General features: G+C 65.7%; 24 protein-coding genes. 4 read left to right on the top strand and 20 right to left on the bottom strand.

Features of this window, described 5'->3' with window-relative positions:
• Nucleotides 1–26: 26 nt before the first annotated feature.
• From AC1DD3_RS15420 to AC1DD3_RS15440, 5 genes are all read right to left on the bottom strand, one after another.
• Nucleotides 27–1,160 carry an LOG family protein gene (locus tag AC1DD3_RS15420; protein ID WP_230117979.1) on the bottom strand — a complete coding sequence of 378 codons (1,134 nt, stop codon included), beginning with the start codon at nucleotides 1,158–1,160 and terminating at the stop codon, nucleotides 27–29.
• Nucleotides 1,161–1,358: 198 nt separating this feature from the next.
• Complete coding sequence (locus AC1DD3_RS15425) at nucleotides 1,359–2,135, bottom strand: SDR family NAD(P)-dependent oxidoreductase (protein ID WP_230117978.1); 777 nt, start codon at nucleotides 2,133–2,135, stop codon at nucleotides 1,359–1,361.
• 36 nt (nucleotides 2,136–2,171) lie between these two features.
• Complete coding sequence (locus AC1DD3_RS15430; RefSeq protein WP_476882035.1) at nucleotides 2,172–3,536, bottom strand: MFS transporter; 1,365 nt, start codon at nucleotides 3,534–3,536, stop codon at nucleotides 2,172–2,174.
• 194 nt (nucleotides 3,537–3,730) lie between these two features.
• A complete protein-coding gene (locus AC1DD3_RS15435; protein ID WP_230117976.1) occupies nucleotides 3,731–4,438 on the bottom strand; it encodes a FadR/GntR family transcriptional regulator in 708 nt (235 codons plus the stop codon).
• Between the two features lie 107 nt (nucleotides 4,439–4,545).
• A complete protein-coding gene (locus tag AC1DD3_RS15440; RefSeq protein ID WP_476882036.1) occupies nucleotides 4,546–5,028 on the bottom strand; it encodes an SRPBCC family protein in 483 nt (160 codons plus the stop codon).
• Nucleotides 5,029–5,069: 41 nt separating this feature from the next.
• Between AC1DD3_RS15440 and AC1DD3_RS15445 the strand changes: the two genes are divergently transcribed.
• A complete protein-coding gene (locus AC1DD3_RS15445) occupies nucleotides 5,070–5,870 on the top strand; it encodes a gamma-glutamyl-gamma-aminobutyrate hydrolase family protein (RefSeq protein ID WP_476882037.1) in 801 nt (266 codons plus the stop codon).
• A gap of 53 nt (nucleotides 5,871–5,923) precedes the next feature.
• Here AC1DD3_RS15445 and AC1DD3_RS15450 read toward each other — a convergent pair whose 3' ends face one another.
• From AC1DD3_RS15450 to AC1DD3_RS15465, 4 genes are read right to left on the bottom strand one after another with little or no spacing between them, the layout of a single operon-like run.
• A complete protein-coding gene (locus AC1DD3_RS15450; RefSeq protein ID WP_476882062.1) occupies nucleotides 5,924–6,958 on the bottom strand; it encodes a Gfo/Idh/MocA family oxidoreductase in 1,035 nt (344 codons plus the stop codon).
• 38 nt (nucleotides 6,959–6,996) lie between these two features.
• On the bottom strand, nucleotides 6,997–7,905 hold the full coding sequence (locus tag AC1DD3_RS15455; protein WP_476882038.1) for an ATP-binding cassette domain-containing protein: 909 nt from the start codon (nucleotides 7,903–7,905) through the stop codon (nucleotides 6,997–6,999).
• Between the two features lie 5 nt (nucleotides 7,906–7,910).
• Complete coding sequence (locus tag AC1DD3_RS15460; RefSeq protein WP_230117971.1) at nucleotides 7,911–8,966, bottom strand: ABC transporter permease; 1,056 nt, start codon at nucleotides 8,964–8,966, stop codon at nucleotides 7,911–7,913.
• A gap of 55 nt (nucleotides 8,967–9,021) precedes the next feature.
• A complete protein-coding gene (locus AC1DD3_RS15465) occupies nucleotides 9,022–10,017 on the bottom strand; it encodes a substrate-binding domain-containing protein (RefSeq protein ID WP_230117970.1) in 996 nt (331 codons plus the stop codon).
• A gap of 325 nt (nucleotides 10,018–10,342) precedes the next feature.
• Here AC1DD3_RS15465 and AC1DD3_RS15470 point away from each other — a divergent pair, with 325 nt between their 5' ends.
• Both AC1DD3_RS15470 and iolB read left to right on the top strand, forming a co-directional pair.
• A complete protein-coding gene (locus AC1DD3_RS15470) occupies nucleotides 10,343–11,083 on the top strand; it encodes a GntR family transcriptional regulator (protein ID WP_230117969.1) in 741 nt (246 codons plus the stop codon).
• A 52-nt stretch (nucleotides 11,084–11,135) separates the two neighbouring features.
• Entirely contained in the window at nucleotides 11,136–12,038 is a 903-nt protein-coding gene (iolB, locus tag AC1DD3_RS15475; protein WP_476882039.1) for a 5-deoxy-glucuronate isomerase, read from the top strand.
• A 75-nt stretch (nucleotides 12,039–12,113) separates the two neighbouring features.
• On the opposite strand, the gene AC1DD3_RS15480 is transcribed toward iolB, so the two are convergent.
• Nucleotides 12,114–12,959, bottom strand: a complete 846-nt coding sequence (locus tag AC1DD3_RS15480; protein WP_476882040.1) for an aldo/keto reductase — start codon at nucleotides 12,957–12,959, stop codon at nucleotides 12,114–12,116.
• A 34-nt stretch (nucleotides 12,960–12,993) separates the two neighbouring features.
• Entirely contained in the window at nucleotides 12,994–14,259 is a 1,266-nt protein-coding gene (locus tag AC1DD3_RS15485; protein WP_476882041.1) for an MFS transporter, read from the bottom strand.
• A 154-nt stretch (nucleotides 14,260–14,413) separates the two neighbouring features.
• On the opposite strand from AC1DD3_RS15485, the gene AC1DD3_RS15490 reads away from it, so the two are divergent.
• A complete protein-coding gene (locus AC1DD3_RS15490) occupies nucleotides 14,414–14,863 on the top strand; it encodes a MarR family winged helix-turn-helix transcriptional regulator (protein ID WP_476882042.1) in 450 nt (149 codons plus the stop codon).
• A gap of 78 nt (nucleotides 14,864–14,941) precedes the next feature.
• Here the strand turns inward: AC1DD3_RS15490 and AC1DD3_RS15495 are convergent, their stop codons facing one another.
• The 9 genes from AC1DD3_RS15495 to AC1DD3_RS15535 form a co-directional block, all read right to left on the bottom strand.
• Entirely contained in the window at nucleotides 14,942–16,375 is a 1,434-nt protein-coding gene (locus AC1DD3_RS15495) for a sugar porter family MFS transporter (protein ID WP_476882043.1), read from the bottom strand.
• Entirely contained in the window at nucleotides 16,372–17,247 is an 876-nt protein-coding gene (locus tag AC1DD3_RS15500; protein WP_230117963.1) for a sugar phosphate isomerase/epimerase family protein, read from the bottom strand. Before AC1DD3_RS15500 ends, AC1DD3_RS15495 begins: the two co-directional genes overlap by 4 nt.
• Nucleotides 17,248–17,339: 92 nt before the next feature.
• A complete protein-coding gene (locus AC1DD3_RS15505) occupies nucleotides 17,340–18,353 on the bottom strand; it encodes a Gfo/Idh/MocA family protein (protein WP_230117962.1) in 1,014 nt (337 codons plus the stop codon).
• Nucleotides 18,354–18,388: 35 nt separating this feature from the next.
• A complete protein-coding gene (locus AC1DD3_RS15510) occupies nucleotides 18,389–19,300 on the bottom strand; it encodes a sugar phosphate isomerase/epimerase family protein (RefSeq protein WP_230117961.1) in 912 nt (303 codons plus the stop codon).
• Nucleotides 19,301–19,391: 91 nt separating this feature from the next.
• A complete protein-coding gene (locus AC1DD3_RS15515) occupies nucleotides 19,392–20,909 on the bottom strand; it encodes a CoA-acylating methylmalonate-semialdehyde dehydrogenase (protein ID WP_230117960.1) in 1,518 nt (505 codons plus the stop codon).
• 46 nt (nucleotides 20,910–20,955) lie between these two features.
• Nucleotides 20,956–22,884 carry a 3D-(3,5/4)-trihydroxycyclohexane-1,2-dione acylhydrolase (decyclizing) gene (gene iolD / locus AC1DD3_RS15520; RefSeq protein ID WP_476882044.1) on the bottom strand — a complete coding sequence of 643 codons (1,929 nt, stop codon included), beginning with the start codon at nucleotides 22,882–22,884 and terminating at the stop codon, nucleotides 20,956–20,958.
• Between the two features lie 39 nt (nucleotides 22,885–22,923).
• Nucleotides 22,924–23,826, bottom strand: a complete 903-nt coding sequence (locus tag AC1DD3_RS15525) for a Cgl0159 family (beta/alpha)8-fold protein (RefSeq protein WP_230117995.1) — start codon at nucleotides 23,824–23,826, stop codon at nucleotides 22,924–22,926.
• Nucleotides 23,827–23,885: 59 nt separating this feature from the next.
• On the bottom strand, nucleotides 23,886–24,887 hold the full coding sequence (gene iolC, locus AC1DD3_RS15530) for a 5-dehydro-2-deoxygluconokinase (protein ID WP_230117958.1): 1,002 nt from the start codon (nucleotides 24,885–24,887) through the stop codon (nucleotides 23,886–23,888).
• Between the two features lie 232 nt (nucleotides 24,888–25,119).
• Nucleotides 25,120–25,524, bottom strand: a complete 405-nt coding sequence (locus AC1DD3_RS15535; protein WP_230117957.1) for a tautomerase family protein — start codon at nucleotides 25,522–25,524, stop codon at nucleotides 25,120–25,122.
• Between the last annotated feature and the right edge of the window lie 21 nt (nucleotides 25,525–25,545).

Here is a 25,545-nt window from a genome sequence, read left to right on the forward strand (position 1 = left end):
CTTTCAGGACCCAGCCTCTCCAGTCATCAGCTGCCCAAAACCGCGAGTGCCTCGTCCACGCTGTCCACCAAAAAGATCCGCTGCTCCATCGCCCTCCCGTGAGCCAGGCTCTGCAGCATGGGCCAGGCCGGATGATGCCGCTCCCAGTGTTCCCGTCCCACCAGCACCATGGGGGTCACGGTTTCCGATGCACCGTAGTAGTTCTCGCACGCATCCTGGAAGATCTCCTGGATGGTCCCGGCCGAGCCCGGCAGGAACACGATGCCGCCCTTGCACAGCTCCAGGAGGACGGCCTCGCGGACCGCGTTGGCGAAGTACTTGGCAATGTGTGTCGCGAAGAAGTTGGGCGGTTCGTGGCCATAAAACCAGGTGGGGATGCCCAGCGACGACGTTCCGTGAGGGAAACGCGTGACGACGGCCGCCGCGGCCCGTGCCCACGCTGACACCGAGGGCCGGAAGCCGGGGACGGAAGCCAGTTCGGTGAGAACACCCCGGAAATCCTGGTCTGGTGCCTCGCTGAGGTAGGCGCCCAGGTTTGCTGCCTCCATCGCCCCAGGGCCGCCGCCCGTGGCCACCATCCTGCCGCTGCGGGCCAGCAGCCTGCCCAGCGTTGCGGCCTCGGCAAATCCCGCGCTTCCCCGCTGCGACGCGTGGCCGCCCATGACCCCGACGATGGCGCGTCCCCCGCCCAGGACGGAGCGGGCCAGCTCCTCCAGGGCGTCGCCGATCGCGTGGTCATGCAGGGCAGCCGCCAGCGTGGCATCGAGGTGCCGGCGCTGGCCGGGGCGGATACTCCACTGGTACACGAGGGCATCCCGCGTTTCCTCGTACGGCACGTCCAGGATGCCGGCGTAGAGCTCCTGGGGCGTGTACAGCTCACCGCGGTAGGCATCGAACGGCACGCCGGCCAGCTTGGGAAATATCAGGGCACCGCGCCGGCGGAGCGAGTCTTCCACCCCGGGATCGAACGTGCAGCCCATGAAGATGGCGCCTTCCGCCTCCATGGCGGCGAGGACCGGAGCCCTGCCGCGCAGGTCGAGGGACTGTGCGTGCCAGCCATGCATGGTCTTCGCTCCGGCGCTGACGAGCTGGTCAAAGCGGGTGACGCTCTCCACCTCGAGGGTCCGCGGGCTGGGGTTCAGGCTGCCGGAGGGGTTCATGGTGCCAGCGTAGCGGGCTGTTCCAGCGTAGCGGGCTGTTCCAGCGTAGCGGGCTGTTCCAGCGAAGCGGGCCGTGCCAGCGAAGCGGGCCGTGCCAGCGAAGCGGGCCGTGCGAGCCGAGCCAGCCAAGCGGGCTGGAACGCGGAAGTGCCCCGCAGCGGGCTGCGGGGCACTTCCGGTGTTGCTGGTGGGATCAGGTCAGGAGACCTGGAGACCGCCGTTGATGTCATAGGTGGCGGCGGTGATGTAGCCGGAGTCCTGGCCCAGCAGGAAGGAGATGAGTGCAGCAACCTCTTCCCGGGTGCCGACGCGCCCCATCATGATGCCTTCGGACATCTGCGCCTTGCGCTCATCGGACAGCGTGCCGCCCATGATGTCGGTGTCGATAGGGCCGGGGGCGATGGCGTTGACGGTCACGCCAAACTCGCCCACCTCACGGGCCAGCGCCCGGGTGAATCCGATGATGCCGGCCTTGGAGGCGCTGTAGGCAACCTTGGAGTAGGTGCCGCCGCCGCGCTGCGCCGAGATCGAGGAAATGCTCACGATGCGTCCGAGTTTGCGCTCGATCATGCCCTTGAGGACACGCTGGGAGACGATGAACGTCCCACGCATGTTGATCGCGAAAACCTTGTCCCACTCCTCCACGGTGGTTTCCATGAACGTCGTCGGAGAGCTGATGCCCGCGAGGTTGGCCAGGGCCACGATCGGCGGCAGCGACTCTTCGATTTCGCTGATCGCACGGTCCACCGAGGCAGCGTCGGAGACGTCCGCGCCGACACCGATGGCCTTCACCGCACGGTTGGAGCCAATCTCTGCAGCTGCGGCCTTCGCGTCTTCGGCGTTGATGTCCAGGATCGCGATGGACCAGCCCTCGCTGGCCATGCGGTCGGCAGCTGCGCGGCCGATGCCGCGGGCGGAGGCCGCACCGGTCAGCACGACTGTGCGGTCGGCGGGGAAAGCAGTGGTTGAGCTCATTGCAGATATTCCTTCGTGTGGTTCGCTGGGTGGTTCTTAGCGGGAGATGGTGGCTTTGGCTGCAGCTGCGACGGCGGGGTCCAGAGCGGCATCGCCTTCGGGGCGCTTCCGCGCATAGAAGTACGTGGCGACCGCCGTGACGCAGAGGCAGAAGGACAGGAACAACAGACCGCTCTGGTTGTTGCCGGTGGCGTCCTTGAGGAGTCCGACCGCATAGGGGGCCACGAAGCCGCCGAGGTTTCCGAGGGAGTTGACCATGGCAAGGCCGGAGGCTGCTGCCGCACCGGTCAGCGCCGCGGACGGCATGGACAGGAAGGGGGCGATGGCGCCGTAAATGCCCATGGCCGAGACCGTCAGGCCGATGAGTGCCAGAACCGGGTTGATCGGGAGCAGGTAGCCTGCGGCCAGCAGGCCCACGCCGGCGAGCACCATGCTGACCGCGCTGTGCCAGGCCCGCTTGCCGGTCTTGTCTGCACGCTTGCTCCAGAAGTACACGAACACCGCTGCGATGGCGTACGGAATGAGGACGATAAACCCGACCTCCGCGGTGGAGAACTTGCCCAGCGCGGCAACGATGGTGGGCATCCAGAGGCCCAGACCGTAGATGCCGCAGACCAGGCCGAAGTACAGGGCAGAGTAGACCAGGGTGCGCTTGTCCTTGAGGCCGGCCAGGAAGTTATGGCTGCCGCCCTGGGACTTGGCCGCCAGTTCGGCGTCCATGGTGGTGGCGAGCCATTCGCGCTCGTCGTTGTTGAGCCACTTGGCGTCCCGCGGACGGTCCGTCATGAGGATCGGGGTGAGCAGGCCGAGGAGGATGGCCGGGATGCCTTCGAGGATGTAGAGCCACTGCCAGCCGTGCAGTCCGAGGACTCCGTCCATCTGGAGCAGCAGGCCGGAAACCGGGGCGCCGAGGGCGTTGGAGACCGGCTGGGCGAGGATGAAGATGCCCAGCACGGTGACGCGCTGCGCTGCGGGGAACCACAGGGTCAGGTAGAACAGGATGGCGGGGAAGAACCCTGCCTCAGCGGCGCCCAGCAGGAACCGGATGATGTAGTAGGTGGTCTCACCGTTCACGAGGCACATGGCCGCGGCGAATATGCCCCACGTGATGAGGATGCGGGCCAGCCACTTGCGGGCTCCGAACCGGTACATTCCGGCGTTGCTCGGGATTTCGAGCAGCGCGTAGCCGAGGAAGAAGATGCCTGCGCCCAGCCCGTAGGCTGCAGAGGTGAGGCCGATGTCCTCACTCATGGTGAGCTTGGCGAAGCCCACGTTGTTGCGGTCAAGGTACGCAACGAAGTACAGGAGAACGATCAGGGGCATGACGCGGCGGCGGACTTTGCGGAGTGTGCGGTCGCCAAGCTCGCCGAGTCCGGACTTTGTGGTTAATGAAGTCATCATCGACCTTCTATCTGACGGTTCCGGGCCGGCGGCTTCGCGCGGAGGAATCCGATGCTTTTATGGGGGGTTCTGTCCGCTCCAGATCAGAGCGTTTTTTGATTCTTATTTGAATCTGATGTCAGACATCTGACGGAAGAACATGAGCAAAAGCATAGAAGGGTGACGCGCATTACGTCAAGGCCGGTGGGTTCAGCTCAGGACTTCGTGCCGTGGACGTAGCGTTCGTAGTCCTCGAACGTCTGGTCCATATGCTCGTCCATCGCCCGGCGGGCAAGCTCGGAGTCGCCGGTGAGGATGCTGTCCAGCACGCGCTGGTGAAAGGCGATGGCGTGGCGCTGGATCTCCTCGACCGCGGAAGTCTCGCGGCGGGCGCGGTACAGGGACTGGCCGAGCTGGGCGAGCAAGGCACGCACGAACGGGTTGCCCGAAGCCTTCAGCACCACGTCATGGAACGCGATGTCCGCGGTCACGAAGCCGTCAAGGTCGCCGGATTCGTGAAACCGCTTCATGTCGGCGATCGACCGGCGCATGTCCTCGGCGTGCTCCGGCGTGTGGCGCCTGGCGGCGAGCGCGGCCGCGCCGGTCTCCACCATGCGCCGCACCTCAATGAGCCCCCTGGAGACCTGGTCCTCGGCGTTGCCGTATGACGCCGCCTTGATGATCGCGTCAAGGCCGGTCCAGTTGTCCGCGGGATTCACGAAGGTTCCGCGGCCCGCCTTGACGTAAAGGATGTTCTGCGCCCGCAGGGCCTTGAGCGCCTCGCGGACCGTCAGGCGGCTGACGTCGTAGGCCTTGGCGATGTCGGCCTCCGGGGGCAGCGCATCGTGCGGCTTCAGCCTGCCGTCAAGGATGTCGTCCAGCAGGCCGTCGACGAGGTCGTCAACCAGTGTCCTGCGACCCATTGGAACGACCCACTTTCGCCTTGCATGCTGCCCTCGATGGGCCTAACACTACAGAAACGGCGGCGGACCGCGGAAAATGCCCCGGCTGAACGTCAGTCGGCTACGCGTCAGCCGGCAGTGCGTCGGCCGGCAGCGTATGAGTCCGAAACGTAGGTATCCAACCTGGCGAGGGTGTTTTCGATATTGTCGGGGTGGCGCCGGAGGTACCCTGCCAGCCGGAGGAAGAACTTGCCGCGGACCTGGCGTGCGTCCCACTGCTCTGTGACAAGCGTGCCGGGGATTCCGGCCGCGTCCGTGGCCGGCTCCAGCAGGTAGCGCCAGACATGCCCGTAGAAGTGGCGCCAGCCGATCCTGCGCCCTTCTTCGAATTCCGTCACGGTGTTCAGAATCTTGTAGTCCACCTTGACGTTCATTTCCATACCAAACTCAACCCCCGGCCCAAGCCGTTCTGGGCCGCGGGGCTGGGTGCCCCTCACCGTGCCCGAACCGTCGATTTCGCTGTGCAGGGCCGGAGTGGCCAGGACCTCGAAGATCCGGGCCGGCGCGGCGGCGATGAAGCGGTCCCTGGACACGAGATATCGGTTGTTCATCCGGCCAGCCTAGCCGCTAAAAATTGGTGCAGAATTTGAGCATGCAGAGTTCATCGACTGCCGGCAGCCCGCGCATCGGCATCCCTGTCCGGCTCAGCAGTTCAGCCGATCCAGACGCCCGGGTGGCGGAGGCCAACGGCCTCTTCGATTACATCGTGGACCTCGTGCGCGACGGCGGCGGCGAACCGGTGCTGCTGACCCCCGATCTGGTGGAGGGCGGCGTGCTCGACGGCGGCAGGCGCGCCGGCGCGCCTGAGGCGCTCGACGGCGTCGTACTCCCCGGCGGCGGCGACCTCGACCCGCGGCTCTACGGCGAAGTTCCGGGCGGCACCTGCTACGACGTCAACCCGGAACAGGACAGGCTGGACATTGCGGTGGCGCGCCAGGCAATCGACGCAGGGCTCCCCCTGCTGGGCATCTGCCGCGGCCACCAGCTGCTCAACGTCCTTTACGGCGGAACGCTGATTCAGGACATGGCACCGGGCACCGTGCCGCACCGCGACAGCCCCGCTGAAGGCGGCGGACTGTGGGCTTGGCACGACGTGGCGATGACGCCGGGCTCCAAGGTGGCGCGTCTGTACGGCGCCGTCGCAGATCCCGTCCCCGGCATCTCAGGTGCAGGCAGCGTGAAGATCGCGTCGGGCCACCACCAGGCCGTGGCGCAGGTGGCACCAGGCCTGGTGGTGACCGCGGTGGCGGAGGACGGCACCGTGGAGGCACTTGAGGACCCTGAGCGGTGGGTGGCCTCGGTCCAGTGGCATCCCGAGGCGGTCGAACTGCCAGAGGTCCAGCGGCTGGCGCCGTTCCGCGCCTTCGTGGACGTCTGCCGGCGAAACCGCTAGCCTGCCGGTTTCCGGCACCACCCTGAGAAGCTCCGTCCAGGGAAGCTCCGCCCTTAGAGTGCCACGGCGGCAGCCAGCCGCACGGGCAGCCCGGTTTCGAGCGACTCTTGGGCGGCGTCAGCAACCCGGGAGGCCGCCACGGCGTCTTCCGGCGTGCAGGGGTTTTCCCGCCGGCCGAGCACCAGCTCCACGAAGGCCTCCACCTCGGAGCGGTAGGCCTGGTCGAAGCGCTCCGCGAAGGTTTTGTGGGAGGCTCCCGACGGGAACCCAATCCCGGCTTCCGCGGAGGTCACTGCTGATTTCTCGTCAAGGCCCACCATGAGGGAACCGGCCGAACCCTGGATTTCCAGGCGGACGTCGTGCCCGGCCCCGTTGTAGCGGGAGGCCCCTACGGAACCCAGCGTGCCGTCGTCGAACGTCACCACGGCAAGTGCGGTGTCCACGTCCCCCACTGCCCCGATGGCGGGGTCCCCGTTGTTGGAGCCCTTGGCATAGACCTCCACGATTTCCCGGCCGGTGAGCCAGCGCAGAATGTCAAAATCATGGACTGAGCAGTCGCGGAACAACCCGCCCGAGGTCGCCAGGAACTCCACGGGCGGCGGCGCCATGTCACAGGTGACGGCGCGCAGCGAGTGGATCCAGCCAAGCTCGCCTGCCTCGAAGGCGCGCTTGGCCTCGAGATAGCCGGCGTCGAACCGCCGCTGGTGCCCGATCTGGACGGTTCCCTGATTTGCCCGGATGTAGTCCAGGACGGGCAGCGAATCCGCCACGTTCATGGCTACCGGCTTCTCGCAGAACACCGGAATGCCGGCGTCCACGCCCGCCCTGATCAGCTTCGGGTGCGTGCCCGTGCCGGTGGCGATGACCAGGCCGTCGATCCCCGATCCGATCAGCTCCTCCACAGACGGCAGGAACTCCGCGCCCAGACCCAGGGCGATGGTGCGGGCGTGGTCCGCGGCAACATCCGTCAGCCTGAGCCGGACGTTGATCCCCTGCGGCTGCAGCACGCTGTTCAGCGACGCGATGTTGCCGGCGTGCATCACCCCGATGCGGCCGACGCCGACGAGCCCGAGCGTTATGTCCTTCATGCTTTCCTTTTGCTTGGTTGTCAGTCCGATTTCAGGGGTCATGCCGGCAGCTGGCTTGCGGTGCCGGCGACTTCGGCCTGGACTTCCTTGACGACGTCGCCGTGGCCGCCGAGCTGTTCGAGCTCGTGGGCGAGTTCGGCGAGTTCGGCGCCGCCGGCCATCTGGGCGGTGAGTTCGTCGAGGGTGATGTCCTTCTTGTCGTAGTAACCGATGGATTTGCCGCGCTTGAGAAGCAGGAACCGGTCCCCGACGGGGAAGGCATGGTGGGGGTTGTGGGTGATGAAGATGACGCCCAGTCCGCGGTCGCGGGCCTGCAGGATGTAGCGCAGGACGACGCCGGACTGCTTCACGCCCAGGGCGGCCGTCGGTTCGTCCAAGATCAGGACCTTGGCGCCGAAGTAGACGGCGCGTGCGATCGCGACGCACTGGCGTTCACCGCCGGAGAGCTGGCCGATGGGCTGCTCCACATCGCGCAGGTCGATGCCCATCTCGGCAAGTTCCTTTTTGGTGATGTCCTTCATCTTTTGAACGTCCAGGCTCTTGAACGGGCCAAAACCGGACGTCAGCTCGGAACCGAGGAAGAAGTTGCGCCAGATGGGCATCAGGGGAACGACGGCGAGGTCCTGGTAGACCGTGGCAATGCCGGCATCCAGCGCGTCCCTGGGAGAATCGAATTTCCGTTCCTCGCCCATGACGTGGAGCACGCCTTCGTCGTGCCGGTGCAGGCCTGCAACGATCTTGATCAGCGTTGACTTGCCGGCGCCGTTGTCACCCAGGACGCAGGTGACGCGGCCGTTGTCCACGGCCATGGTGACGTCGGTCAGGGCAACGATGTTGCCGTAGTGCTTGCCCACCTTCTCCAGCGAGAGCAGGTGCACCGGGGTGTGGGTGAGTGGATCTTTTTCGTCTTTGAGGAGCTGTTGCTGGTCGATCTGCTTGGCGTTCATGATATTCAGCCTTTACTTGAATCTGCGCGGCGCTTGACGATCAGGTTCACGATGGTGGCCAGGAGAAGCATCAGGCCCAGGAAGAACTTGAACCAGTCCGGGTTCCACTGGGCGTAGACGATGCCCTTGTTGGCCATGCCGAAAATAAAGGCGCCGATCGCGCCGCCCACGGCCGAACCATAGCCACCGGTGAGCAGGCAGCCGCCGATAACTGCGGCGATGATGTAGAGGAATTCGTTGCCCACGCCCTCGCCGGACTGGACGGCGTCAAAGGCGAACAGGTTGTGCATGCCCAGGATCCAGCCGCAAAACCCGACCGCCATGAAGAGGCCGATCTTGGTCGCCTTGACGGGGACGCCGACGGCGCGGGCGGCGTTGGCGTCGCCGCCGACGGCGAAGATCCAGTTGCCGACCTTGGTGCGCAGCAGCACCCAGGACGCCACAGCAACCAGAGCGATCCAGATGAAGACGGTGTTCTTCACATCCACCCCGGCGATGTTCACCGACGAGGAGAAGACGGCCTGCGCTGACTCGTAGCCGTCCATGGTGGAGATGGACGGGGAGGACACACCGCCGCCGATCAGGCGGGTCAGGCCCAGGTTCAGGCCGGTCAGCATCAGGAACGTGGCGAGGGTGACGATGAAGCTCGGGAGCTTGGTCTTCATGAGGATCCAGCCGTTGATGAAGCCGATGCTCAGCGACACCACCAGGGCCAGGATCACGCCGACCCAGACGTTCATGCTGAAGTACCAGCTAAACATCGACGCCGTCAGCGCTGAGCTGATGACCGCGACGCCCGTGGAAAGGTCGAACTCGCCGCCGATCATCAGCAACGAGACCCCCACCGCCATGATGCCGATGGTGGAACTGCCGTAGAGGACGGTGGCGAAGGCATTCGGTTGGATGAACGTCTGGGAAACGGCGGCAAAAAAGATAAAGAGGACGATCGCGCCGACGAGGGCGCCTACTTCCGGACGTCCGAGCAACTGTTGCAGAGGGTTGCGCTTTCCAACGCGTTCATCCACCACAGCTGGTTTTGTCATTGTCGGGGTCATGGTCATGATGATTCTCCTTGCTCCCTGGCCCGGCACTGGGCCGGGCCAGGCTGGCGGACTGTTAGCGGATGCCCTGCTCGGCGAACTTCAGGACGTCTGCGGCGTTGGATTTGTCGACGATGGCCGGACCGGTCAGCACCGACTGGCCGCCACCGAGCTTGAAGCCGCCGCGCTTGTTCTGCCACAACGCGTCAACGGCGCCGTAACCCTGCAGCCACGGCTGCTGGTCCACCGTGAACAGCACGCTGCCATCGACGATCTTCTGGGTAAGGTCGCGGTTGAGGTCGAAGCTGGCCACCTTGGCGGAACTTCCCGCGGTCGCGACGGACTTCAGGAGCGTCAGCGTGATCGGTGCGCCTAGGCCGATGATGACATCAGCATCCTTGGAGGCCTGCAGCTTGGCCGTCGCCGTGGACTCGACCGCCGTCATGTCAGCCCCGTTCACGTACAGGATCTCCGTCCCGGGCACCTTTGACTTCACGCCTTGACAGCGGGCTTCGAGGCCCACATGCCCCTGGGCCTGGATCACGCAGATCGGGTGCTTGAATCCCTCCCCTGCCAGCTTTTCTCCCACGGCCTGACCGGCCAGCTGCTCGTTGGAACCGAAGTGAGTGAAGGCACCGAGCTGCTTGGAGACGGATTCGCCGGCGTTGAGGCTGACGATGGGAATGCCTGCCTCGGCGGCCTTCTTCAGCGAGCCCTTCAGGGCGTCCGGCGTGGCCAGGGTGACGGCTATCCCATCCACCTTCTGGTCGACAGCCTGCTGGATTAACTGCGACTGCCGGCCGGCTTCCGGGTCACCGGTGTACAGCAGCTCCACGTTGTCTTTGGCCGCTGCTTCCTCCGCGCCCTTACGGACGGTGTCCCAGAACGTGTCGCCAGCGGGGGCGTGTGTGATCAGGGCAATTTTCATTCGGGGCGTCGATGCGACCTGGCCCGCGCCGCCTGCGCTGTTGGCTTCGGGGGCCCGTCCGCCCTGGCTGGAGCACGCGCTGAGAGCCAGCATGGGAACAACGGCGGCGAGGACGGCCGTCTTGCGCCACGAAAACTTGACCACGATAAATCTCCTTTGATTTGGGGGCTGGGACCGGCGCCAGGTTGCGGGGTCACCACGCCTTCTACACCGATCATCGTGATTCGGCTCACAGATGTCAATAGTTTGTCCTGACATTAGGATGTTTGTACCTAAAATTCCCAGGATCAGCCACACTCCCGCCCCCAAATCGCACCGGGATGGGGGATCAGAGATATCCGCCGCGGGCCCTTGACCGGGGGCTTCTCGCTGCTATTATCAAAAAGGTAGTATGTCCTATCAAGCGAACATGCACCTGACATATGGGTTCCTGGACGCAGGACGGCCCGCAGCGCAAAGGGAGCACTCAATGGCGAACCAACTTCACCTCAGCATCGACAGATCGTCGCCGGTGCCCCTCTACCACCAGGTGGTGCAGGGCATCGAGGCTGCAATCCACACGGGGCTGCTAGAGCCAGGCAGCCGGCTGGAAAACGAAATCGACCTAGCCGCGCAACTGAACCTCTCCCGGCCCACCATGCGCAAGGCGATGGACGAACTGGTGCGCTCAGGGCTCCTCGTGCGGAAACGCGGAGTGGGCACCCAGGTGGTTTCGAGCCAGGTCCGGCGTCCCCTCGAACTTTCCAGCCTGTACGACGACCTCACTAACAACGGCAGCAAACCCACCACCGACGTGCTCACGTTCGCGCACATCGAGGCCGACGACGCCACGAGGCAGGCTCTGCATTTGCCGGCCGGCGCGAAGGTCTACCACTTCACCAGGCTGCGGAAGGTCGGTGGCAAACCGCTGGCCCTGATGGAGAACTGGGTCCGCGATGACATCACGCACATCGACGAGCAGTTGCTGGGGTCGCAGGGGCTCTACAGTATTTTGCGCAGCGGCGGGGTCAACTTCCGGCTCGCCACCCAGCGCATCGGCGCCATGGTGGCCAATGAATACCAGGCACCCCTCCTCGAGACTGAACCCGGCTCGGCGCTGGTCACCATGGAGCGTACCGCCGTGGACGACACGGGCCGGAACGTCGAGACGGGCCACCACGTCTACCGCGCTGATTCCTACAGTTTTGAAATGACCCTGGTGCAGCGTTAGACGCCTTCAGCGCTGAAGCCTGACCGACTCACAATCTGAAAGAGAACAATCCATGGCCGACTGGGTATATCCGCTGGGCAGCGCAGCCGAAGGCTGCTGGGATGTTTCGCTGGGAACAGCGGACTCCGCACTCACCGTCGAAGGGTGGGCACACACCGGGCTGAAGGTGGCCACACTGGCCCCGGGCGCCGTCGTCGAACTCCCCGCCGCGGGTGAGGAACGGATCGTGGTTCCGCTGGGCGGGGCCTTCACGGTGTCGGTGGACGGCGAGAAGTACGAACTGGCCGGCCGGGCCGGCGTCTTCAGCGGCCCCAGTGATGTGCTGTATTCCGGTGCGGAGAAGGCGGTCTCGGTCACTTCGTCCGACGGCGGCCGGGTCGCCATCGCGACGGCACCCGCGAAAGTCCAGTACCCCACCCGTCTGATCGCGGCGGCCGAGACCCCGGTGGAGCTGCGCGGTGCCGGGAACTGCTCACGCCAGGTCCACAACTTCGGCACCCCCGCGGCGCTGGAGGCGGACCGTTTCATCGTGTGCGAGGTCATCACCCCCGCCGGCAACTGGTCCTCCTACCCTCCCCACAAGCACGACGAGGAGAAGGACGGTGAGACCCGCCTCGAGGAGATCTACTACTTCGAGACCAGGGTGGCAGATGTTCCGGGCGCATCCGGTCCAGAACCTGACGCGGACGCCATCGGATACCAGCGCGTCTATGCCTCGGACGAGCGCCCCATCGACGTCGCAGCCGAGGTCCGCACCGGCGATGTGGTCCTGGTTCCCTATGGCTGGCACGGCCCCGCCATGGCCGCGCCCGGCTACGACCTGTACTACCTCAATGTCATGGCCGGGCCGGGCCCGGTCCGCGACTGGCTCATCAGCGACGACCCCCACCATGGCTGGGTCCGCCAAAGCTGGGAAGGCCAGGACGTGGATCCTCGCCTGCCATTCGGCAGCTAGCGCCCGCCGCCTGGCCTTTGGGCGGCCACCGCCGGCGCAGTCCCACCGGCCGGCCAGCGCCTCGCGCCGGCCGACTCAGCCGTTGAACTCAGAGGGATGCGGCCCGGTCCGGCCGTCCCGTTCAAGGGCGTCGATGGCCGCCAGCTCGGTGTCCGTCAGCTCGAATCCGAACACATCGAGGTTTTCGCGGATCCGCGCCGGAGTGACCGACTTGGGGATGATGATGCGGCCTTGGTGAAGGTGCCAACGGAGGATCACCTGGGCGGGCGACACACCATGGGCCGCGGCGATGGCGGTGACGGACGGCTCCCCCAGCACGGCCCCCTGCGCGAGCGGACTCCACGCCTCCGTGGTCACGCCGTGGGCTTGGTTTGCCGCAGCGACGTCCCGCTGCTGGAGCGCCGGGTGCAGTTCCACCTGGTTGACGGCCGGTACTGTTCCGCCCAGACCAATGATTTTCTCCAGGTGCTGGGGCAGGAAGTTGGAGACGCCGATGGCTCTGACGCGGCCGTCTGACAGCAGCTTCTCAAGGGCCCGCCAGGACTCAAGGTAACCGGCCGTGGCCGGAGCCGGCCAGTGAATGAGGTAGAGGTCCAGGTAGTCGAGGCCCAACTTTGCCAGGCTCGACTCGTAGGCAGCGAGGGTGGCGTCGTAACCGTGGTCGGCCACCCACACCTTGGACGTGACGAACAGTTCGCCGCGCGGTATCCCCGACCCCGCCAGGGCGCGGCCGGTTCCGGCCTCGTTTCCGTAGATCGCGGCGGTATCGATGCTCCGGTAGCCGGCTGCGAGGGCCGCGCTGACCGCGTCGGTGGTCTCGTCGTCGGACACCTGGAAGACTCCGAAGCCGAGCTGCGGCATCTGGACGCCGTTGTTGAGCGTGACGGTAGGGATGGGCGTGGTGATCTGACTTGCATTCATGGAAGTTCTCTCTTGTTGTGGTGTTTTGCCAGGGTCAGCGGACTGCCGGAAGTGCAGGAGCGACGGCGCCGGACCCGACGGAATCTGCAGGAGCGTTGGTGGTGGACCCGACCGAATCTGCAGAAGCGTCGGTGGGACCAGGGTTTGGCGCGGAGTCGGGCGCCTTGGCCGCGGCGATGGCCATCACGGCCAGGCCCAGCATGGTGATGCCGGCGCCGGCCCAGATGGGCGAGGTGTAGCCGAGGCCGGCGGTGATGGTCACGCCGCCCAGCCAGGCGCCGAGGGCGTTGCCTACGTTAAACGCGCCGATGTTGGCGCCGGACGCGAGGGTGGGGGCGCCGTCGGCGTATTTCATGACCCGCATCTGGAGGCCCGGCACCGTGGCGAAGCCGAAGCCCCCCATCAGGACCATGGAGGCGATGGTCAGGACCTGGTTGCCGGCCGTTAGGGCGAAGGCCACAAGCACCACCACAAGCACCGACAGGACCACCAGCAGCGTGCGGTCCACATTGTGGTCGGCAGCCTTGCCGCCGAGCGTGTTGCCGATGAAGAGGCCAACGCCGAACACGATCAGGAGCCACGGGACTGTGGAGGCGGAAAATCCGGAGATCGTAGTCAGGGTGAAGGCGATGTAGGTGAAGGCGCCGAACATGCCGCCGTAACCAAGGATGGTCACCAGGATGGACAGCCAGACTTGGCCGGAGCGGAAGGCACGCAGTTCGCTGCGCAGGCCGCCGGGGGCTGTGTCACCGCTGCCGGTTCTGGGCACCAGTGCCAAGATGCCCGCGAGCGCCAGCACGCCGATTCCGGTGATGGCCCAGAACGTGGAGCGCCAGCCGGCAGCCTGGCCCAGCATGGTGCCGAAGGGCACGCCCAGTACGTTGGCCGCAGTGAGGCCTGTAAACATGATGGCGATAGCGCCGGCCTTCTTGGTGGGCGCCACCATGTCCGCGGCCACCACAGCACCGATGCCGAAGAAGGCGCCGTGCGCAAGGGCTGCCACAATGCGGCCGATCATCATCATCCCGTAGTCGGGCGCCGTGGCGGAGATGAGGTTGCCGGCAATGAACAGCACGAGCAGGGCGGCCAGCACTGGCTTGCGCTCGAACCGGGTCACCGCGGCGGTCAGTCCGAGTGCACCGACCACCACCGCCAGCGCGTAGCCGGAGATGAGCCAGCCGGCCGAGGCTTCGCTGACCTGGAAGTCGGCGGCCACTATGGGCAGCAGGCCCATGATGACGAACTCGGTGAGTCCGATGCCAAACCCGCCAAGGGCGAGGGCAATCAGGCCAATAGGCATGGGAGTGCTCCTTAGAAACTGTACGGAATGGGGTGGGGCACGTAGGCTAGTAGTTGCAGACGCGTTATTTATTGTTGCACAAGCAGATACCCCGCGCAAGCAACTATATATTTGGGCCTCCCCGTTTGGCGGCGAGGCTGGAGGAGGACAAACGATGGGCATCAAGGATGACGCCGTGGAAGTGCGCGCGCAGGGCTGGCGCACGCTGGCGGCACTGCACGGCCTGATCGAAGCGGAACTTGAACGCTCGCTGCAGGCGCACGCCCAGCTGTCAGTAGTGGAGTACACGGTGCTGGATGCGCTCAGCCGGCAGGACGGCTGGCACATGCGCATGCAGCAGCTGGCCCGCGCCACGGCCCTCAGCGCCAGCGCGACCACCCGGCTGGTCAACAGGCTGGAGGACCGCGGGCTGCTGACGCGCATCCTGTGTGCCGACGACCGCCGCGGAATCTACACGGAGCTGACCGCCAACGGCATCAAGCTGCTGGAGGAGGCCCGTCCGGTCCACGACGCAGCGCTGGAGCGGACCTTGGCCGAAGCCCAGGAGGTCCCCGAGCTGGCTCCGCTGGTGGACGCCCTCCCCCGGTTGCACGCCAGCGTCTAGGGGCGCGACCCGGAACAAGCACAAAGCCCCGCCCCGCATCTGATGCGGGGCGGGGCTTCGTTGGCTGTCCGGCCGGACTTACTTTGCAGGGACCTGCTTAAAGTAGTGCTCCAGGTCCTCGAGGCTCTTGCCCCGGGTTTCCGGCACCACGCGCTTCACCCAGACGATGGCGGCCAGCTGGATGACGACGAAGCCGAAGAACGTAGCTGAAACGCCGATCCCGGCGACCATCTGCGGGAAGAAGAAGCCGATCAGGAAGTTGATCATCCACAGCACGAAGACGCAGATGCCCATACCGATCCCGCGGACGTGCAGCGGGAAGATCTCGGACATTGTCAGCCACGTGACCGTGCCGATGCAGGACTGCATGGACGCCAGGAACGTCACCATGAACAGCAGCACGAGGTAGCCGCGGAACGTGCCTTCCGGGATCAGCATCGAAATCAGGCCGATGGCCAGCAGCGAGGACGCCGTTCCGCCCAAGCCCACAATCAGCATGGACTTCCGGGCCACGCGCGTCATCAGGGACATGCCGACGATGACGGCGACCACGGAGGTGACGCCGTTAACGACGTTTGCGAGCAAGGCGCCTTGGTCCCCGAAACCGGAGCTGGAGAGGATGGAGGTGCCGTAGTACATGATGGCGTTGACGCCGCTGATCTGGTTGATGATGGCCATGCCCAGGCCCACCAGGAAAATCCGCCGGATCCAGGGCACGGTGAGGTCCCGGAAGGTTCCAAGCTTGGATTGGTAGTCCTCCCTGGCGGCCTGGCGCACCTCATCGAACTCGGTTGAAATGTCCCCCGACGCGCGGGTCTTCCGCAGCACGTCCAGGACCTCGCCGAAGCGTCCTGCCGAGGCCAGCCAGCGCGGGCTCTCAGGCAGCACCAGCATTCCGAACCACAGCACCACGGCCGGCAGCGTGGCGATCACGAGCATCCACCGCCATACGTGAGAGGCGTCCGGGAAGGCATTGCCCAGCACGGCGTTGAACGTGAACGCCAGGAACTGGCCTGTGACAATCATCAGCTCGTTCTGGGTGACGATCCGCCCACGTTGGGCCGCCGGCGACATTTCCGCCAAGTACACGGGGACGATCACGGATGCCCCGCCGACCGCCAAGCCAAGGAGCGTGCGGGCGGCGATGAGGAGTTCCGTCGTGGGCGCAAAGGAACAGGCGACGGTGGCCACGGCGAAGATCAGGGCGAGCCCCATGATGGACCTGCGGCGGCCGAAACGGTCCGACAGCCGGCCGGCCGTGATGGCGCCGAACGCAGCGCCGAACAGCAGGGTGGACGTGACCAGCCCTTCCGTCAGCGGCGTCAGCCCGAGGTCGCGCTGCATGAAGGGCAGCGCACCGTTGATGACGCCGGTGTCGTAGCCGAACAGCAGCCCGCCAAAGGTGGAGAACAGGGCAACCCGCCGCAAGAACCCCTTGGGATTGGCGGCGGCGGCCCGTACCGGGGTTTCTGTGGTCACAGAGCTCGCGTGGGTGTCTTCCCGTTGCCTCATACGCTGACCTTCTGCACGTACTGCTTCATCGTCTCCAGCTGGAACCGCGAAACGTCCGCCGCGTTGTCGTCCTCGGCAAAGACGCTGGAGACCATCACGGTGTCGTCGCGGTCCAGGAAGCCGATTTCGTGCAGGCCGCCGAAGAACTCGTCCCAGTTGACGTCGCCGTCGCCGATCTTCAGGTGCTGGTGCACGCGCACGGGATTGCCGGGCGGGTTGGTGATGTACCGCAGGCCGTGCGAAGCGTGGTGGTCCATGGTGTCGGCGACGTGGACCAGGCGGAGCTTGTCCCCCGCGGCGCGCATGATATCCAGGGGTGCGTTCTTCATGTGGAAGCTGTGCGAGGCCACGTAGACCAGGCCGACGTTCTTGGAGTTCAGGCCGCGGATGACTCGGATGGCGGCAAGTCCCTCTTCGACGAAGTCGTCCGGGTGCGGATCGATCAGCAGGTCGATGCCTTCGCGTTCGATGATCGGCAGGAGCTCTTCCATGGAGCGGTAGAAGGCCCGCTCTGATTCTTCGGCCTTTTCGGGGCGGCCGCTGAATTCGGTGTTCATGGTGCTGACGCCAAGGTCCACGGTGATCTGGATGGCTCGCTTCCAGTAGCGGACGGCTGCCTCGCGCGCGTCCTCGTCCGGACCTGACCAGCGGAGCACAGGCAGGACGGAGGCGATCTCGATCCCGGCGTCCCTGCAGGCCTTGTTGAGCTGGCCCACCAGTTCGTTGTCCGCCTTCGGGTGGTTGTAGAACGGGATGAAGTCGGCGTGCGGGGTCATCTGCATGTACTTGTAGCCGAGGTCCGCCACCGCCCGGGGGAATTCGAGCAGGCTGTGCGAGTGGTGGAACGGGGTGGGATCTAGCGCGATTTTCACGTGGAACACTCCATTGTGGATCAGTCAGGTTGTGCATGGGGCTGGAACGAAGGGGAAGGGGCAGGCCACAGGCCCGCCCCTTCCCCTTCTTCCTAGCTGTAAAGGGCAGGCTTGGCGTTCAGCTTTACGGCGACCTTTTCGCCGTTCTTCTGCGCTTCAACGCCGGCTTCGCAGCAGGCTGCGGTGGCGTAGCCGTCCCAGGCGGTGGGGCCGCCGATTTCGCCGCGGCGTGCCGCGTCCACCCATGACTGGATTTCGACGTCGTATGCCGCACCGAAGCGCTCCTCGAAACCGGGCGCGACGTTGCCGCCCCAGCGGCCTGCGCTGCGCGTGTAGGGTCCCTTGTCGCCCCCGATGCTAACGATGCCGTCTTCGAAGGAGGCCTGGGTGGCCACTTCATAGCCAAACTTGGCGTTGACGTAGATCTCGACGTCGGCCAGGACACCGGACTCGGTCTCGATCAGCACATGCTGCGGGTCGTGCTGGCCGGCCGGGGCGTTCTTCGTGGCCTTGCCCAGGCGCACCTGCACGCTGGTGATTTCCTCGCCGGTGAAGAACCGGATGGCGTCAAATTCGTGCACCACGGAATCGTTGATCAGCATCTCGTTGGTGAAGCCGGCCGGAGTGGTGGGGTTGCGGTGCTGGTGGTGCAGCATCAGCAGTTCGCCCAGTTCGTGGTCCCGGATGACCTGCCCCAGGGCGGCGTATTCGGCGTCGAAGCGTCGCATGAAGCCCACCTGGATGCGTTTGCGGCCCAGCTTTTCCTCGGCCTGGACGATCTTCCAGGAGGACTCGGCATCCGGCGTCAGCGGCTTTTCGCACAGGATGGGGATGTCCTTGGCGATCGCTTTCAGCAGGATGTCCTCGTGAAGGAAGCCCGGAGTGGCGATCAGCACGGCGTTGACGTCGCCGTTGTTGAGGGCCTCCTCGGCATCGGCCAGGGCTACTGCGCCCGGGATGCCTTCGATGGCTGCCTGCGCACGGGCGAGATCGACGTCGACGACGGCGGCAACTTCGGCACCGTGGATGCGCGTGCTGAGGCGCTGGATGTGGTCCGCGCCCATGCGGCCGGCGCCGATAACGGCGACGCGAAGGGTTTCAGTCATTGTCATTTCCTTACGTTTCGGGTGCCAGGCGGCGGTTAGTTGACGGCCGTGCGGGAGCCGCAGGAGAGGAGGTAGTTCCGGGTGCGCTTGGCGATCGGCATGGGAACGTCGAAGGCTACCGGGTACATGTCCTGTTCCACGATGCCGAAGATGGGCCGGTTCAGGGCCTCCACAGCTTCGATGACGGCGCGCAGGTCCGGCAGCCCGTTGGGCGGCTCGGTCATCACGCCGGCCAGGTTGGCGGCTGCCCAGGTCATGTTTTCCTCGTTGACCTTTTTGAGGATGTCCGGGTTGATCTGCTTCAGGTGCAGGTAGCCGATGCGGTCCGGGTAGTTCTTGATGAGCTCAAGGCTGGAGGCTCCGCAGTATTCGGCGTGGCCGGTGTCCAGGCACAAGTTCAGGTATTTCGGGTCCGTGGCGGCCAGCAGGGTCTCGATGTCCTCCTGGGCCCCGACGTGGGAATCGGCGTGCGAATGGAACTGCTGCTTGAGGCCGAAGTCCTCCAGCAGGGTCTTGCCCAGGCGGTTGTGGCCGCTGAACAGGTCGCTCCAAGCCTTCTCGGTGAGTTCGCCGCTTTCAACGGCTTCCCCGGTGACGTCGTCGCGCCACATGGCCGGGATGACCACGATGTGCTCGCCGCCCATCGCGGCCGTGAGCTCCGCGACCTTGCGGGCAGGTTCCCAGGCGGTCTCCCACTGGTCCAGCCCGCGGTGGAACGCCGTGAAGACCGTTCCGGCGGTGACCTTCAGGTCGCGCTGCTTAAGCTCCTCGGCCAGCCGGGTGGGGTCGCTGGGCAGGTAGCCGTAGGGGCCAAGTTCGATCCACTTGTAGCCGGATTCGGCCACTTCGTCGAGGAACCGCTCCCAAGGGGTCTGCTTGGGGTCATCCGCGAACCAGACACCCCAGGAGTCCGGCGCGGTGCCGATGATCAGTTTGTTCTCAGTCATTGTGCGTTCCTTCTCATCGATTGCTCCGCAGGTGCCGTTTTGGACGCTCAAAACGGCGGTTATGGAGCAATCGATGGTGATTATTGAGGGGTTAGTTGGACGGGAAGTTGTAGGAGGCACCCGAGGCGTGGGTGGGCTCCGGCCAGCGTGAGGTGACTACTTTGCCGCGGGTGTAGAAGGAGACGCCTTCGGGGCCGTAGATGTGCTTGTCACCGAACAGCGAAGCCTTCCAGCCGCCGAAGGAGTGGTAGGCCACCGGGACGGGCAGCGGCACGTTGATGCCGATCATGCCGACGGTGACGGAGCGCTGGAATTTGCGGGCGTTGGCGCCGGAGGAAGTGAAGATGGCGGTGCCGTTGCCGTAGGGGTTGGAGTTGATCAGGGCGATGCCTGCGTCCAGGTCCTCCACGCGGACCACGACGAGGACCGGTCCGAAGATTTCCTCGGTGTAGGCGGTCATTTCGGTCTTGACGTGGTCCAGGACGGTGGGGCCGACCCAGAAGCCGTCCTCGTGGCCGGGGACCACCAGGTCGCGGCCGTCCACCACCATGGCGGCGCCGGCGGCTTCGGCTTCGGTGACGATCTTGATGATGCGTTCCTTGGAGGCGGGTGTGATGACCGGGCCCATTTCGGCGTCGGGCGCGGTGCCGTTGTTGACCTTGACGGCGAGGGCGCGCTCTTCGACCTTCTTGACCAGCAGTTCGGCGGCATCGGCGACGGCGACGGCGACGGAGATGGCCATGCAGCGTTCACCCGCGGACCCGAAGGCGGCGGCGGCGAGGTGGTCGGCGGCGTTGTCGAGGTCGGCGTCGGGCATCACAATGGCGTGGTTCTTGGCGCCGCCCAGGGCCTGGACCCGCTTGCCGTGCTTGGTGGCGGTCTCGTGGACGTACTGGGCGATCGGGGTGGAGCCGACGAAGGAGATGCCGTCCACGTCCGGGTGGGTCAGGAGCCCGTCAACGGTTTCCTTGTCGCCGTGCAGGACCTGGAAGACGCCGTCGGGCAGGCCTGCCTGCTTCCACAGCTTGGCCAGCAGCATCGAGGCGGAGGGGTCGCGCTCGGAGGGCTTGAGGATGAAGGCGTTGCCGGTGGCGATGGCCATCGGCGCCATCCACAGCGGCACCATCACGGGGAAGTTGAACGGGGTGATGCCGGCGACGACGCCGAGCGGCTCGCGGAAGGAGAAGACGTCGATCCCGGTGGAGACCTGGTCCGAGTAGTCGCCCTTGAGCAGGGTCGGGATGCCGCAGGCGAATTCGATGACCTCGAGGCCGCGTCCGATTTCGCCCTTGGCGTCGGAGAGGACCTTGCCGTGCTCGGCGGTGATCAGTTCGGCGAGATCGTCAACGTGGGAGGCAACGAGTTCGCGGAACTTGAACAGCACCCCGGTGCGCTTGGCCAGGGAAATGTCACCCCAGGAGTCGGCAGCCTTGCGGGCCGCAGCGACGGTGGCATCCAGGTCCGCCCGGTTGGCCAGCCGCAGCTCCGCGGACACGGCGCCGGTGGCCGGGTTGTACACGGGCTGGCTGCGGTCCCCTTCGCCGGCGGTCTCGGCGCCGTTGATGAAGTGGCCGATAGTGGTGGTGCTTTGGTCAGTAATGGCAGTCATGGGGCTCTTCCTTGAGTGGTCGAAGGGTGCTGTTGTTCGCGAAGGTTCAGCCAAGCAGCTTGCGCTGGCGGTTCTTGTGGTCGGTGTAGGTCTTGAAGGCCTGCCGGGTGGAGTCGAGCTCGGAGACCTGGGAGACGGGAACGTCCCACCATGATTCGGAACTCGGAGCGTCCAGCAGGGGGTCGGATTCGACGTGGATCAGGATGGGTCCGCCGCGCTCCGGTGCTGCCTTGGCGTCGCGGATGGCCTGTTCGAGTTCGGCGATGACCTTCTCGCCCGGTTCGATCCGGATCACCTTCACGCCGAGGCTTTCGGCGTTCAGGGCCAGGTCCACCGGGAGGGTTTCGCCTTCGTCGAAGCTGTGCTGCTCCTCGTTCAGGGCCCGGTACTGAGTGCCGAAGCGCTGCGAACCGAGTGATTCGGAGAGGGATCCGATCGAGGCGTAGCCGTGGTTCTGGATGAGGACCACGATCAGTTTGATGCGTTCGGCGACGGCGGTGACCAGTTCGGTGTGCATCATCAGGTAGGAGCCGTCCCCCACCATGACCACGACGTCGCGCTGTGCCCCGCCCTGCGCGGCCTCGGCCAGGGCCGCGCGCTTGACGCCGAGTCCGCCGGGGATTTCGTAGCCCATGCAGGAGTAGGCGTATTCGACGTGGTAGCCGAACGGGTCGCGGACGCGCCACATCTTGTGCAGGTCCCCGGGCAGGGATCCCGCGGCGCAGATGACCACGTCCTGGGCGTCCATGGCGCGGCTGGTGGCGCCGATGATCTCGTTCTGGGCCGGCAGCGGCGTGAACCGGGTATCGAAGGCTTCATCCACGGTGGAGTCCCAGCGCTTCTTTTCCGCCGCGATCTGCTGTTCCAGGTCTGCGCCCACGCGGTAGCCACCCAGGGCCTGGTTGAGCTTGACCAGGGCCTTCCGGGCGTCGGCCACGATCGGCAGCGAGGTGCCGTGCTTGTAAGCATCGATGGGTGCGACGTTGATGTTGATGAATTTCACGTCCGGGTTCTGGAACGCGGTCCGGGAGGCGGTGGTGAAGTCCTCGTAGCGGGTGCCGATGCCGATGATCAGGTCCGCCTCGGCGGCGATGGCGTTGGCCGCCGTCGTGCCGGTGGAGCCGATGGCGCCGAGCGAGAACTTGTGGTCCCAGGGCAGGACGCCGACGCCGGCCTGGGTGTTGCCCACCGGGATGCCGGTCAGCTCAACGAACTTCGCGAGTTCGTCGTTGGCGTAGGCGTAGAGGACGCCGCCGCCGGCGATGATGAGCGGGCGCTTCGCGGCCCGGATGGCTTCGGCGGCACGGCGGATGTCCTCGTCGTCGGCGTCGGGGCGGCGGATCCGCCACTCGCGTTCCGCGAGGAACTCCTCGGGCACGTCGAAGGCCTCGGCCTGGACATCCTGCGGGAGCGAGATGGTGACGGCGCCGGTTTCGGCCGGATCCGTCAGGACACGCAGGCCGTGGTGGAACGCGGAGAAGAGCTGCTCTGGCCGGGAGACACGGTCGAAGAACTTGGACAGCGGCCGGAAGGCGTCGTTGACGGTGATGTCGTAGGCGTAGGGCTGCTCGAGCTGCTGCAGGACCGGGTCCGCGGCGCGCGTGGCAAAGGTGTCACTCGGCAGCAGCAGCACCGGCAGGCGATTGGTGGTGGCCAGCGCCGCCCCGGTCAGGAGGTTCGAGGAACCCGGCCCGATCGAGGTGCTGATGGCGAACGTCTGGCGGCGCCGGGTGTGGCGCGCATAGCCCACGGCCTGGTGCGCCTGTGCCTGTTCGTTGCGGCCCTGGTAGTAGGGCATGATCGTCGGATCGAGCTGCTGGTACTGCTTCAGGGCCTGCCCGACGCCGGCAACATTGCCGTGCCCGAAGATGCCGAATGTTCCGGGGATCAGGCGTTCGCGGTAGTCCTGGCCGCCGACCGTGTCCACGGTGTACTGCCTGGACAGGTATTCGACGACAGCCTGGGCGACCGTCATTCTGCGTGTTCCTGCTGCTGTTCTCGTCCCCATGGGAAGTTACTCCGATACTTCTGCGGTGTGGTTAAGGAGGGAGGCGGCGGTGGCCACGGCGCCGGCAACATCGCCGTCCTGCGGGTACAGGAGCGTGCGGCCGACGGTAAGGCCCTGCACGCCGGGGAGGGCCAGCGCAGCTTGCCAAGTGGCGAAGACTTCGTCCTGGGTGCCTTCCGGATCTCCGCCCAGGAGCACTGTGGGCATGGTGGTGGCGGCCATGACGCGCTCCATCTCGGCCACGACGGGAAGCTTCATCCAGGTGTACGCGCTGGTGGAGCCCAGGCCCTCGGCGATGGCGATGGATTTGATGACGGCGTTGGTGGAGAGGTCGTTGCGGACTTTGCCGTTTTCGCGGACGGACAGGAAGGGCTCCACCATCGCGATCAGCCTCCGTTCGGCAAGCGAATCGATGGCCTTGGCCGTCGCTTCCAGCATTGAGACGGTGTCAGGGTCGCCGAGGCAGATGCGCGTGAGCATCTTGCCGCCGTCGGCACCCAGTGCCTCCAGTGCAGCGGCAGTGTGGCCGGTGAACCGGTCATCGAATTCGTTCACCAGGCCGGCGAGTCCGCCGCGGTTCATGGAACCGAAAACCAGTTTGCCCTCGAGCGCTCCGAGCAGGAGCAGGTCATCCATGATGTCCGGCGAGGCGAGCACGCCGTCCACATCAGGGTTGGCCAGCGCAATCTGCAGGCGGTCCAGCAGCTGCCGGCGGTCCGCCATGGCCACAGGGTCGCTACCCACCGCGAGGGCGCCGCGGGCGGGGTGGTCGGCGGCGACGATGAAGTTCTGCCGGCCGTACTTGAGGCCGGGGTGGCGGCGGCGGGCGTTCGCGGCCCGGGCAACAGCGTCCGGATCTTCCAGGCGGATGGTGCTCAGATGCGCGTAGCGGCGGGGATCGTCGTCCACGTCCGCGGTGAACGGTGCGGAGTTTGGGGCACCCGGGCTTGTCCGGGAGACGTGGAGGGTCACAGTGCTGCTCCTTCGGTGGCAAACTGCCCGGGTACAAGGCGGCCGCGTTCGGCCAGCAGCGAGGTGACCTCGTCCGGCGTCGGCATCGCGTCGGCGCAGGAGAGCCGGGAGGCCACCAGCGCGCCGGCGGCGTTGGCGTAGTCGAGGACCTGGGCCAGCGGCCAGCCGGACAGCAGTCCGTGGCAGAACGCTCCGCCGAAGGAGTCTCCGGCACCCAGGCCGTTGACGGTCTCCACCGGCACCGGGGCGGAGACGACGCGTTCGGTGCGGGTCTTGGCCATGACGCCTTCGGGGCCGAGCTTGACGACGGCGATTTCAACGCCGGCGTCCAGGAGCCGGTCGGCCTGTTCGTCCGGGGTTCCCTCCCCCACCGCCACGGTACATTCCTTGTCGTTGCCGATCGCGACCGTGACGTGCGGGAGGACCTTGGCCACTTCGGCGCGGGCTTCTTCCTCGGAGGCCCAGAACATGGGCCGGTAGTCGAGATCCAGGACGGTGTACTGGCCGTCCTTCAGCCCCGTGCGGGGCCGCGCCTCGTGGGCCTTGAGGTGAGCCCCGCGGCTGGGCTCCTGGCACAGGCCGGTGACGGTGGACCAGAAGATAACCGCATTCTTGATGGCGTCGAGGTCCAGCTCTTCGGCCTTGATCTGCAGGTCGGGGGCCGTGGGAAAACGGCCGTAGAAGTACAGCGGGAAATCATCCGGCGGCTTGATCGCGCAGAACGTCACCGCAGTCGGCCATTCCCGCACGGGCGTAACGAAGGAATCGTCCACGCCGAACTTGCGCAGTTCCCGGTGCAGATAGGTCCCGAAGGCGTCGTCGCCGGTCCGTGTGATGACCGCAGAGCGGCGGCCGTGGCGGGCGGCGGCGACGGCCACGTTTGACGGGGAGCCCCCGAGGTATTTACCAAAGGACATCACGTCCTCCAGGTCCACCCCAATGTCGTTCGGGTAGATATCAACGCTGATGCGCCCGATCGTAAGCAGTTCGTGGGTCACGGTGATCGCGGACCTTTCTGTTTAAACTCTGTACCTAAGCAGCCGAACAGCCAGGGCTCCGGTGCGTCGCGGCCCCCGTGAGCGGGACCACATCACCTACTTTGCCCTAGAATTAATGTCCTGTCAAAGGTTTGTACTGACATATTTACAACCTGCATTTGGCAGCCCAAAACGTTGGACAAGCCCCGCGTGGAGCACGGGCAATGCAGGCCCGTGCGGACGACGGACGATGCTACTTCCGGGGGACCGCCAACTCACCGGTGACGTACTGGGCGCGGCCAAATCCGAACGACCAGTCCCCCGCTGCATTTTCCACATAACCGATAAATACGTTCTCGCCGGCAACCCCAAGGTTCCCCAGTTTCGCTGCCACCGCCGCAAAAAGGGCCTGCTTGGCTTCCTGGCTGCGGCCGGCCTGCGTGAAGATCTGGATCATGACCACTTCCGGGGTCCGCTCAAAACCGAGCCCGGCGTCCTGGGCGACAATCTGGCCCGCAGGATGCTCGGTCATGATATGGAAGTAGTCACGCTCCGGGAGGCCATACTCAGCCAGGATGGCGTCATGGATCCCCCGGCTGAGTTGCTGCAGTTCTTCGGGACTGCGGCCCGCATTGACATCGATGCGCACGAGTGGCACTTCTGCTCCTTTGATAGTTTG

It is taken from the genome of Arthrobacter sp. 05T444 (assembly GCF_056395905.1).